At 68.9% G+C, this 10,564-nt stretch carries 10 protein-coding genes; 3 read left to right on the top strand and 7 right to left on the bottom strand.

Annotated features, from left to right (window positions below; all coding sequences use genetic code 11):
• Positions 1–201 precede the first annotated feature (201 nt).
• Together KAK03_RS07700 and KAK03_RS07695 are read left to right on the top strand one after the other, a co-directional pair.
• Positions 202–633: a hypothetical protein gene (locus tag KAK03_RS07700; RefSeq protein ID WP_210852995.1), complete on the top strand. Its 432-nt coding sequence runs from the start codon at positions 202–204 to the stop codon at positions 631–633.
• An 834-nt stretch (positions 634–1,467) separates the two neighbouring features.
• Entirely contained in the window at positions 1,468–2,007 is a 540-nt protein-coding gene (locus tag KAK03_RS07695; protein ID WP_210852993.1) for a hypothetical protein, read from the top strand.
• A 423-nt stretch (positions 2,008–2,430) separates the two neighbouring features.
• Here KAK03_RS07695 and glyA read toward each other — a convergent pair whose 3' ends face one another.
• Together glyA and KAK03_RS07685 are read right to left on the bottom strand one after the other, a co-directional pair.
• Positions 2,431–3,717, bottom strand: coding sequence for a serine hydroxymethyltransferase (glyA, locus tag KAK03_RS07690; protein ID WP_210852991.1), 1,287 nt, complete (start codon positions 3,715–3,717; stop codon positions 2,431–2,433).
• A 24-nt stretch (positions 3,718–3,741) separates the two neighbouring features.
• Positions 3,742–4,356 (bottom strand): chalcone isomerase family protein, encoded by a 615-nt coding sequence (locus KAK03_RS07685; RefSeq protein ID WP_210852989.1) that lies wholly within the window; start codon positions 4,354–4,356, stop codon positions 3,742–3,744.
• A gap of 382 nt (positions 4,357–4,738) precedes the next feature.
• Between KAK03_RS07685 and trpE the strand changes: the two genes are divergently transcribed.
• Positions 4,739–6,214, top strand: a complete 1,476-nt coding sequence (gene trpE, locus KAK03_RS07680; protein WP_210803208.1) for an anthranilate synthase component I — start codon at positions 4,739–4,741, stop codon at positions 6,212–6,214.
• A gap of 21 nt (positions 6,215–6,235) precedes the next feature.
• Here the strand turns inward: trpE and KAK03_RS07675 are convergent, their stop codons facing one another.
• The 5 genes from KAK03_RS07675 to chlG are packed head-to-tail and all read right to left on the bottom strand — an operon-like array spanning position 6,236 to position 10,415.
• On the bottom strand, positions 6,236–6,484 hold the full coding sequence (locus KAK03_RS07675; RefSeq protein ID WP_210852987.1) for a hypothetical protein: 249 nt from the start codon (positions 6,482–6,484) through the stop codon (positions 6,236–6,238).
• The gene (locus KAK03_RS07670; RefSeq protein WP_210852986.1) at positions 6,484–6,966 is read right to left on the bottom strand and encodes a TspO/MBR family protein; all 483 of its coding nucleotides are present in this window, start codon (positions 6,964–6,966) and stop codon (positions 6,484–6,486) included. The genes KAK03_RS07675 and KAK03_RS07670 overlap by 1 nt, the downstream gene beginning before the upstream one ends.
• On the bottom strand, positions 6,963–8,153 hold the full coding sequence (locus tag KAK03_RS07665; protein ID WP_247660980.1) for a geranylgeranyl diphosphate reductase: 1,191 nt from the start codon (positions 8,151–8,153) through the stop codon (positions 6,963–6,965). Before KAK03_RS07665 ends, KAK03_RS07670 begins: the two co-directional genes overlap by 4 nt.
• Entirely contained in the window at positions 8,150–9,487 is a 1,338-nt protein-coding gene (locus KAK03_RS07660; protein ID WP_210852985.1) for a BCD family MFS transporter, read from the bottom strand. The genes KAK03_RS07665 and KAK03_RS07660 overlap by 4 nt, the downstream gene beginning before the upstream one ends.
• A 37-nt stretch (positions 9,488–9,524) precedes the next feature.
• Positions 9,525–10,415: a chlorophyll synthase ChlG gene (chlG, locus tag KAK03_RS07655; RefSeq protein WP_210852982.1), complete on the bottom strand. Its 891-nt coding sequence runs from the start codon at positions 10,413–10,415 to the stop codon at positions 9,525–9,527.
• Positions 10,416–10,564 lie beyond the last annotated feature (149 nt).

Genomic DNA, 10,564 nt, shown 5'->3' with positions numbered 1-10,564 from the left:
AGATTGAACTTCCGCAACAGCTCAATCTTGGTACCTCGATACCGTCATAGGACTGGGGAAGTCCCTTCGTATTCGCTCAAGCTGACCCGCTACGGCAGGCACTGTAAGCCCGGCCTGAGCCACTCGTACTATCGTCTCAGCCCGGGCTTACAGAACCTGCCTCCGCGGGCAGCTTAGCTCGAACGTTAGGCCATATCAGCCATGCTCATCCGCGCAGCATTTGGTGCTCTTTTCGTCACATCACTACCGGTCCTTGCACGAGATCTCTGCACCCTGGACGCCCAGTTCACAATATGCCAGTGGGGCAAAGTGTCCGGGTGCGAACTCTTGGACGAAAAGCAGCTCGCGAGCCCACTCATCAGTGCGGACGAACGAGCGTTGATCAACGCTGTCAAAGCTAAAGTTCAGGGCAAAGTATTTGACCTAAAGGAACCGGCCAGAGAGTTCGGCAACCGCGCAATACTGGACAAACCCGTCCCGGGCGTAGTGGGTGTCACCTGGGTGCGAGATACACCCAATTCCGATCAGAAGACAACGTTCGGTTTTGATGCCGACCACAACATCATCCAGATAGCAGGTGTCAGCGTTCCTGATAAGTTCACTGTCCGATGGTGCAACAAGCCAAGCCCATGATCCTCCGTCGCGACTCTTGGCCTAACACCTCAGTCGAGGCGACAAATTGCAGCAAGCTGCAATTTGCGCTTCACCTCGAACGTTAGGCGTCACCAATCGCAACTTTGGCGTCGCAGGCCGCCCGCCCATTCGTCATGCCTGAAAACGAAGAACTAGCCCCGCCATGGATCGCGTTCCCCCGCATTCCATGGGGGAGCGCCGGGTGGCGAATGGGTTTTGGTGAAGTTCACTGGAACAAGTGGGTCACGCGGTTCGAAGAGATGACAACGGAAGAGCAGCTCACCTATGAGGAGCGATGGCCTGAGCAGCCGGGCTGGGAGGGGTTCTACAACTTCATTCAAACTGGAGCGTCACCGCCTTGGGTCGCGGAACGTGAGCGTCAGATAGCAGCCGCAGCGCGACCTCCAGAGAGTGGTGAAGACGAGATTCGCGAGCCTTATCGAATCCAGTGGATGCTTCGTGGCTACCTTACTCGACCCAAGATTCGCGTACGAGTCCTCAACTATGGTTTGAGCCATCACAGGGTGCTGCGAGATCCGGCGGGGAATCCGTGGTGTCTCGTTGAGCCACACGAAGCGAACTCACCCGTCTACTTGTATCGGTATCGAGGCGAACTCATAGGAGAGGACAACCTCTCGGTTGAACCGCCGCTTCAATAGCAGGCGCGCTCTCAGCGAATCGCCGCAGTGACGCCTAACCCCTCGCTGGAACCGACGCCCACCGGCATGGCACTTGGCCCGCTTCCCGGCTTAGGCCATCATCCGTCCAGCGGGCCAAGTGCCATGCCGGCGTGCGCGGCTCAGCTCGAACGTTAGGCATCGCGAGGAGCGCGGGGTGCAGATTCGCAAGCAGCAATCACACGGCCGGATCGGCGAGGCTTGCGTCGCTGCAAAGTGCTGGATGCACGGCATTCCTGCCTACAACACATCGGGTCTTAGAGCGAACTTCGCAGGAAGCGATCTGATCGTTGATACGCCAGATCCAACACGAAAACTCCTTGTTCAAGTAAAGACTGGCTACAACCCTTCACCAGATTGGGTCTACATGACTCAATGCTCAGGCGAGCAGGAACTTGAGAAATCGAAGTTCGTGTCTGACTTTGTTGTCTTTGTGAATCTCGATAAGAGGGCTGGCACCAAGCACACCCACGACGGCTCGCTAGACTTTCAGCATCTGTCGTTCTTTGTGGTTCCCCGAGACGAGGCCAACAGGCTTTACCGAGCAGCCCTCGCCAGGGAGCATGCTCGCCCCCTCATCAAGACAGGTGGTCAACGGAAGCTCGGAAACCTGGCGGTCGTGGTTGCCGCATCAGAAATGGCGGGCTTCAAGGATGCTTGGCATCTCATCAAGCAAGCATCCGCAGACGATGCCTAACCCCTCTACAGGGACTTCCCGCTGAGTCAACGGCGATCAGTGTTCTTCATCCAAAGCGGCATTCCTTTCAGGAGCACAGCAGGACGTGGTGATGGAAGGCGCCACCGGGGAAGGACAGACTGAACATCTACAGGCGGGCTTGTGTCGGTGGGGATCACCGAGGCCCCAGATACGAACCGCTCGGCAGGGCTCCATTCGCTCGACGTGCTTCAGGCACGCAAGGGTTATCGAGTTCACCTGCCGCCGGTCTGACCTGTGGTGGGTACGTAAGCTCCCCCACTGAGTACGTAAGCTTCCCCGTCAAGTAGACAGTCCAGAAGTAGGTGTCGTGTCCCACCAGCTCGCGTGATTTGGCCTGGCGCTCCAGGTCGCTCACCAGCACCGACAGCAGCACCAGAATCACCAGGCCGGGCCGCAGCCCGCTCAGCCGTAGGTCGGAAACGGCGCCACGATGTCCCGCACGGCGGCGCGCACCCGCGACTCGGTTGCTGCCTGGTCGTCGGGACGGGTGCGCAGGCCCTCCAGCACCTCGGCGATCAGGTCACCGATCTGTTCCACCTGCGCCTGCCCCAGGCCCCGCGTGGTCGCGCCCGACAGGCCGAAGCGCAGCCCCGACATCACCTTCAGGTCGGCTGCGTCCGAGGGGATGGGATTCATGTTGGCGATGATGCCGGCGCGCTCCAGGCTCTGGGCGGCGGGTGCCCCGGTCAGGCCCTGGGCGCGCAGGTCCACCAGCATCAGCGGCGTGTCGGTGCCGCCGCCGACCAGATCGAAGCCGTGCTGCTGCAGCCGCCGCGCCAGCGCGCGCGCATTCGCCAGTACGGCCTGGGCGTAGTGGGCGAATGAGGGCTGCAGCGCCTCGCCCAGCGCCACCGCCTTGCCGGCGAGGATGTGCAGCGAGGGCGTGCCCTGCAGGCCCGGGAACACCGCGTTGTTGATCGGCTTGCGCAGGGCCTCGTCGTTCCACAGGATGATCGCCCCGCGCGGACCGCGCAGCGACTTGTAGGTGGTGGTCGTGACGATGTCGGCGTGGGGGAAGGGGCTGGCGTGCGCGCCGCCGGCCACCAGGCCCGCGAAGTGCGCCATGTCCACCAGCAGCTTGGCGCCGCCGGCGTCGGCGGCGCGCCGCAGGGCCGCGAAGTCCAGTGCCCGCGGGTAGGCCGAGCCCCCGGCGATCAGCAGCCGCGGCCGGTGCTGGCGCGCCAGCGCGATGACCTCGTCGTAGTCGATCAGGCCATCCTCGGCGCGCACGCCGTAGCTGACGATGCGAAACCACTGGCTGCTGGCGTTCGCCTCGGCGCCGTGGCTGAGGTGGCCGCCGGCATTCAGGTTCATCGACAGGATGGTCTCGCCGGGCCGGGCCACCGCATGCAGCACCGCATGGTTGGCCTGGCTGCCTGAATGCGGCTGCACGTTGGCGAAGCGACAGCCGAAGAGCTGGCAGGCGCGGTCGATGGCCGCCTGCTCGATGACGTCGACGTTCACGCCGCCCGCGTGGTAGCGCTTGCCGGGATAGCCCTCGACGGTCTTGTTGGTCAGGATCGAGCCCTGCACCTCCAGCACCGCCCGGCTGACGATGTTCTCCGAGGCGATCAGCTCGATCACATCCCGGGTGCGGGCCTTCTCGCGGGCGATCGCCTGGGCGATCAGCGGATCGGTCTGCTCGACCCCGGCGCTGAAGTAGCCGGCGGGCAGGAGGGCGGGCGGCATGGCGTGGCGCTCTGGTGGCGGGGCTCAGGCGCCGAAGGCGCGGCCCTTCTGGCCCAGCAGGGCGTCCTTCAGACCGGCGTCCGCCGGCGCCTGGCCCAGCCAGATGCTCATCAGCACGTTGAAGAACTCGGGCTCCTTGATCGGCTCGATCTCGGGCTTGCCGTTGACCACCACCACCGTGCCCTGGCCGGGCAGGTAGTCGACGCTGAACGAATCGCCGGCCGCCAGCTTCTTCTTGCGGGCGAACAGCTCGGCCAGCTTCAGCGTGCCCGGGATGGACTTGGCGAACTCCTGGCGCGAGGCGTTCTTCTCCATGCCCTGGGTGAACAGCTTGCCCAGCTCGTTGGCGTCGATCTCGCGCAGCATCACGATGTGCAGGCGGCGCGGGCCGGGCGTGGCGTAGACCGCCTCAGGCGTGGTGGCGGGGCGGCCCAGGTACAGGCCGGCGGTGTAGACCTTGAAGATGGCCTTGTAGCGGATGCCCGCGCCGTTGAGCTGCAGCCGGCTGCCGGCCACGGTCTCGAAGGCGTCGTAGCGCACGCCGGCGAGCTCCACCGGCGGCGGATCGGCCGCGCGGACGCTCCAGGGGGACAGGGCCAGCGCCGCCGCCAGGGCGGGCAGCATCGAACGACGTCTCATGGTGGGCACTCCTTGGGTACTGCAGGTGCGCTGTGGGCGCGGCGGGCCGGGTCGGTCCGCAGCGGGCTCGAGTGTCGCCAATGCCGGGCGGCCTGTAAACCGGGGGAACGCAAGAGACCCTGGAGGTCGCTGCGCTACACTCGGGCGCATGTTCACCTCGCGCAAATGGATGGCGTCGTCGATCGACCGGGGAGCCTGGCCCTGGCGTCGCTGGCCGGCCTGATCCTTTGCCGCCTGCCTGAGCGCCCGTGACCGGGCCCGCCAGCGCGCCGGTTTCCTGCCGCGGTCCGCTGGGCCGCCGCCACCCGACACCTCTGCCCGAGCCGCTCCCCTTCATGCTGCCGCATGCGCAGCCGGCCGGGCCCCGTCAAGGACCCGACCCGTGATCACCGAACTCGAATTCAAGAGCCTGGCCGACGAGGGCTACAACCGCATCGCGCTGATCGCCGAGGCCTTCGCCGACCTCGAGACCCCGCTGTCGCTCTACCTGAAGCTGGCCGGCGGCCACAAGCACAGCTTCCTGCTGGAATCGGTGGTGGGCGGCGAGCGCTTCGGCCGCTACAGCTTCATCGGCCTGCCCGCCCGCACCCTGCTGCGCGCCACCGACGGCGTGACCGAGGTGGTCACCGACGGCGCGGTGGTCGAGCGCCATGAAGGCAACCCGCTGGACTTCGTGGCCCAGTACCAGCAGCGCTTCAAGCCGGCGCTGCGCCCGGGCCTGCCGCGTTTCTGCGGCGGCCTGGCCGGCTACTTCGGCTACGAGACCGTGCGCTACATCGAGAAGAAGCTGGCCGGCGTGAAGAAGCCCGGCGGCATCGGTACGCCCGACATCCTGCTGCTGCAGACCGAGGAGCTGGCGGTCATCGACAACCTCTCGGGCCGGCTGTACCTGATCGTCTGGGCCGATCCGTCGCAGCCCGAGGCCTACTTCAAGGGCAAGAAGCGCCTGGCCGAGCTGAGCGACAAGCTGCGCTACAGCGTCACCGCGCCGCAGGTGAAACGCGGCGCCAGCCACGCGGTGGAGCGCGAGTTCGCCAAGGCCGACTTCGAGCGCGCGGTGCTCAAGGCCAAGGAGTACATCGCCGCCGGCGACTGCATGCAGATCGTCATCGGCCAGCGTCTGAAGAAGCGCTACACCGAGAGCCCGCTGTCGCTGTACCGCGCGCTGCGCTCGCTGAACCCCAGCCCCTACATGTACTACTACGACATGGGCGACTTCCAGATTGTCGGCGCCAGCCCCGAGATCCTGGTGCGGCAGGAAGCGCGGCCCGAAGGCCAGGTGGTCACCATCCGCCCGATCGCCGGCACCCGCCCGCGCGGCGCCACGCCCGAGCAGGACCGCCAGCTCGAGGCCGACCTGCTGGCCGACATGAAGGAGCGCGCCGAGCATGTGATGCTGATCGACCTGGCACGCAACGACGTGGGCCGCATCGCCCAGACCGGCAGCGTCAAGGTCACCGAGGCCTTCGGCATCGAGCGCTACTCGCATGTGATGCACATCGTCAGCAACGTCGAAGGCCTGCTGCAGCCGGGCCTGAGCGCGCTGGATGTGCTCAAGGCCAGTTTCCCGGCCGGCACGCTCAGCGGCGCGCCGAAGATCCATGCGATGGAGATCATCGACGAGCTGGAAATCTCCCAGCGCGGCATCTACGGCGGCGCCTGCGGCTACCTCAGCTTTGCCGGCGACATGGACGTGGCCATCGCCATCCGCACCGGCATCGTCAAGGACAACACGCTCTACGTGCAGGCAGGTGCCGGCGTGGTGGCCGACTCGGTGCCCGAGCTGGAGTGGAAGGAAACCGAGGCCAAGGCGCGCGCGGTGATCCGCGCGGCGGAGCTGGTCGAAGAAGGCTTCTGATCGACAGGCGGGGTGGCGCGCTCAGCGCCACCACCAGGCCCGGGCATGGGCCAGGCCGGCCGCACCCAGGCAGGCGGCCACCACCCACGGCGCCGCGCCCGCCATGTGCAGCCGCCAGGCCAGCACCAGACCGGCGCCGGCCAGCACCGAGCGCAGCCGCTGCGGCTGCGCAGGGCGGCGGTACAACAGCAGCCACAGCGCCTCGGCGGCCATCAGCGCCAGGATGGCGTTCAGCAGCCAGGGCAGCCAGAGCGTGGGCAGGGCAGGCATCACGGACCGAACGGCGGGTTCAGGTCCACCACCGCGCGGTTGAGCACCGCAGCGAAGGTCACCCAGGCCAGGTAGGGCAGCAGGAACAGCGCCGCCCGGCGCGAGCGTGGCCAGCTGATCACCACCAGCAGCGCGATCGAAGCCCACAACAGCCCCACCTCGGCCAGCGCCCAGTCGGGCCGGCGCAGGCGGAAGAACAGCAGGCTCCACCCCACGTTCAGGCAGGCGTTCAGGCTCCAGGCCAGCAGCAGGTTCAGGCGCTGCGCGCGCGTGTGGCTGGCCTGCCAGGCCTCGGCGGCCGACAGCGCACACAGCGCGTAGATCAGCGTCCAGACCGGACCGAACCAGGCGTCGGGCGGCTGCCAGGGGGGGCGCTGCAGGCTGGCGTACCAGGGGCCGATGTCGGTGGACAGCCCACCCAGCGCGGCCACGGCCAGCGCGGCGGCGGCGGCGGCCAGCCGCGCGCGGGTGACAGGACTCATACGCGCGCCAGACCCAGCAGGTGCGCCACGTCCTTGGCAAAGATGCGCAGGTGGGCCATCGGCTTGGCGCGCACCAGGCGCTTGTTCATGTAGGCGTCGAAGGTGAGCTGCTGCACGTCGCGGTCGCGGCAGATGCTGACGAAGCGCTCGCGCAGGCGGTCGTTGCGGTACCAGAACCACTGCATCGCACCCAGCACCCAGAACACGCGGCCGTGCTCGCGCATGAAGCGCGCGCGGGCCTGGCGCAGATCGCGCACGTCGCCACTGGCCAGGAAGGCCAGGGCCGCCTCGGCCGCCAGGCGGCCGCCCAGCATCGCGTAGTAGATGCCCTCGCCCGAGGCCGGCGCCACCACGCCGGCGGCATCGCCGGCCAGCAGCACGTCCTGGCCATCGTCCCAGCGCGGCAGCGGCTTGAGCGGCAGCGGCGCGCCCTCGCGGCGCAGCGTGGTGGCCGCGGCCAGGCCGCTGGCCTCGCGCAGCCGGCCCACGGCGCCGCGCAGCGAGAAGCCCTGCTCGGCGCTGCCGGTGCCCACGCTCATCGTGCGGCCGTGCGGGAAGATCCAGGCGTAGAAGTCGGGCGACAGGCTGCCGCGGTAGATCACGTCACAGCGCTCGGGGTCGACGCCCGGCGGCGTGTCGATGATCTCGTGGTACGCGAAGACGAAGCGGCCACGGTCCCAGCCCGGCACCGTGCCGCGTGCCACCGCCGAGTTGGCGCCGTCGGCGCCGATCACGCAGCGGGTGCGAAAACGCAGGTCGGTGCCGTCGGCCCGGCGGGCATGGACCACGCGCACGCCGTCGGTGTCGCGGCCCAGGCTCTCGAAGCGGGCGGTGCAGCGCTCGGCGCCCGCGGCCTCGGCGCGCTGGCGCAGCCATTCGTCGAAGTGCTCGCGGTCGACCAGGCCCACATAGCCGTTCTCGATCGGGATGTCGACGTGCTTGTCCGAGGGCGCCACCATGCGCGCGCAGCGCGCCTTGGCCACCAGCAGCGATTCAGGGATGTCGAAGTCGCGCATCAGGCGCGGCGGGATCGCACCGCCACAGGGCTTGATGCGCCCGGCGCGGTCGATCAGCAGCACGCGCTTACCGGCGCGGGCGGCCTCGTGCGCCGCGGTGGCGCCGGCCGGGCCGCCGCCCACCACGACCAGGTCCAGCGGGCGGGCGTTGACGTTCATGGCGGCGTTCATCGGGGCACCTGCAGGGTGGTCGGGCCGGTCAGCGCACCGGGGCCGGACGCCGGTCTGGCGCGGCGCCGTCCGGCGGCGATGCCGGCGGCGGCCACGAACATCGCCGCCTCCAGCGCGAAGACACTGGCGTAGGCGGTGTCCGGCAGGCCGAAGGCCCAGCGCGCCAAGTCGCTGGCGCCGGTGCCGACCAGACCGCCCAGCCCGAAGGCAATGCCCTGTGCGGCGCCGAACAGGCCCATGCGCACGCCCTCGCGGCCGCCGCCCTGGGCGCCTGCCAGGTGCATCATCGAGCCGATCGCGGCGATCGAGAACGCGCCATTGGCCGCCCCCAGCAGCCACACATTCAGGCGGAACGGCCACTCGGGACCGACCAGCGCCGCCATCACCAGGCCGGCCATCGCCAGCGCCGAGGCGATGCAGCCGCCCACCGTCCAGCCACGCAGCGTGCCCAGGCGCAGGCCACGCCATTCGCGCCCTGCGGCGGCGGCGGCCAGCATGCCCACCAGCACGCCGCCGTGCTGCAGCCCGGACAGGCTGGTGGTCTGGCCCGGCGTGTAGCCCAGCACCTGGCCGGCGAAGGGCTCCAGCACCAGGTCCTGCGCCGCGTAGGCCAGCATCGACAGGAAGACGAAGACCGAGAAGCGGCGCGCGTCCTCGTCGGCCCAGACCTCGCGCAGCGCGGTGCGGAAGGCCTGGGCGTCGGGCCGGGCCTCGTCGGGTTCGGCGCGGGTCGCGGCGTGGCCCTCCAGGCCCCACAGCGCCAGCACCGTCACCAGCACTGCGATCAGCGCCACGCCGCTGGTCACCTGCACCAGGCGGGCGGGGCTGTAGGGGTCGAGCAGCTTGCCGGTGACACCGGCGGTGACGGCAAAGCCCACGATCATCATCAGCCACACCACGGTGGCCGCGCCGGCGCGGCGGTCGGGCGCCACGCGCTTGGCCAGCAGCGTCAGCAAGGCGGTGCCGCAGGCGCTGACGCCCAGGCCGATCAGCACGAAGCCCAGCGCCGCCAGCGCAGCCCCCGGGCCGGGCTCGCTGCCCATCCAGGCGGTGGCCAGCGCCGCCAGCACGCCGCCACCGGCCAGCACCGCCATGCCGCCGATGATCCAGGGCGTGCGGCGGCCGCCCACGTCGCTGCCATGGCCCATGCGCGGACGCGTGATCTGCACCGCGTGGTGCAGCGCCACCAGCAGGCCGGGCAGCAGCGCGGGCAGTGCCAGCTCGACCACCATCACCCGGTTCAGGGTGGAGGTGGTCAGCACCACGATCGCGCCCAGCGCGGCCTGCACCAGGCCGAGCCGGGCCACCTGGGGCCAGCCGAAGAAGGAGGTCATCGCAGCAGTCCTTTCATGGGCGCCGGGGAGCGGCGCCTCAGCCGGCGGCCAGGCTGCGCAGCGCCAGCGCGCTGACCAGCATGCCCAGCACGAACAGCGGCACACCGAAGCCGCTGTACCAGGTGGCCTGGGCGCGGGGATTGGCCAGGAAGCGCCGCATCATCTGCGCCTGCACCACGATCAGGCCGCTCACCACCGCGGCGTGCCAGGGCGCCTGCCACAGCAGCAGCAGGGTCACGACCACGGCCTGGGGCAGCAGCATCGTCAGGCAGGCGGCGCGCGCGGCGCCGCGCACGCCCAGGCGCACCGGCAGCGAGCCGATGCCGGTGGCGCGGTCGCCTTCGATCGACTTGAAGTCGTTGAGCGTCATGATGCCGTGCGCGCCCAGGCTGTAGAGCAGGGCCAGCGCCACCGAGCGCTCCTGCGGCATCGTGCCCCAGGCCATCACCGCGGCGCCGGTGACCCAGGCCAGGCCTTCGTAGGACAGCGCGCAGGCCGCGTTGCCCCACCAGCCATTGCGCTTCAGGCGCAGCGGCGGCGCGCTGTAGGCCCAGGCCAGCAGCAGGCCCAGCACCGCGGCGCCAAAGCCCCAGCCGCCCAGCGGCACCGCGGCCAGCAGCGACAGCAGCGTCCAGATCAGCGCCACATACAGACCCCAGCGACCCGGCATGCGGCCCGAGGGAATGGGGCGTTGCGGTTCATTGATGGCGTCGACCTCGCGGTCGAACCAGTCGTTGACCGCCTGGCTGGTGGCGCAGACCAGCGGCCCGGCCAGCAGCACCCCCAGCACCACCAATCCCCAGCGGCCGTCCAGCGGCAGGCCGGAGGCCACCACGCCGCAGCCGAAGGCCCACATCGGCGGAAACCAGGTGATCGGCTTGAGCAGCTCGGCCACGGTGGCCAGGGAGGGGCGGCTGGCAGCAGACATGACCGCATTCTTTGGTTGACACGTGATGGTGTCAAGAGTAATTTACAGGGTGCGGACCCATCCCGGGTCAATCGCCGGGTCACCATGAACCACCCTGTCTCCCTGCGCCTGTCGCGTGCCCTGCCAGCCCGCCGACCACCGGTCATGCG

Origin of the sequence: Ideonella alba (assembly GCF_018069845.1) — a bacterium.
Classification (GTDB): domain Bacteria; phylum Pseudomonadota; class Gammaproteobacteria; order Burkholderiales; family Burkholderiaceae_C; genus Ideonella; species Ideonella alba.
Note: the sequence above shows the minus strand (reverse complement) of the source record. Positions and strands in the feature narration are given on the sequence as shown.

Excerpts from the sequence above, each read along its gene's own strand:
- glyA (WP_210852991.1), bottom strand. The coding sequence starts at position 3,717 with ATGCCGCCCGCCCTCCTGCCCGCCGGCTACTTCAGCGCCGGGGTCGAG.
- chlG (WP_210852982.1), bottom strand. The coding sequence starts at position 10,415 with ATGTCTGCTGCCAGCCGCCCCTCCCTGGCCACCGTGGCCGAGCTGCTC.
- KAK03_RS07700 (WP_210852995.1), top strand. The coding sequence starts at position 202 with ATGCTCATCCGCGCAGCATTTGGTGCTCTTTTCGTCACATCACTACCG.
- KAK03_RS07670 (WP_210852986.1), bottom strand. The coding sequence starts at position 6,966 with ATGAGTCCTGTCACCCGCGCGCGGCTGGCCGCCGCCGCCGCCGCGCTG.
- KAK03_RS07660 (WP_210852985.1), bottom strand. The coding sequence starts at position 9,487 with ATGACCTCCTTCTTCGGCTGGCCCCAGGTGGCCCGGCTCGGCCTGGTG.
- KAK03_RS07685 (WP_210852989.1), bottom strand. The coding sequence starts at position 4,356 with ATGAGACGTCGTTCGATGCTGCCCGCCCTGGCGGCGGCGCTGGCCCTG.
- KAK03_RS07665 (WP_247660980.1), bottom strand. The coding sequence starts at position 8,153 with ATGAACGCCGCCATGAACGTCAACGCCCGCCCGCTGGACCTGGTCGTG.
- KAK03_RS07675 (WP_210852987.1), bottom strand. The coding sequence starts at position 6,484 with ATGCCTGCCCTGCCCACGCTCTGGCTGCCCTGGCTGCTGAACGCCATC.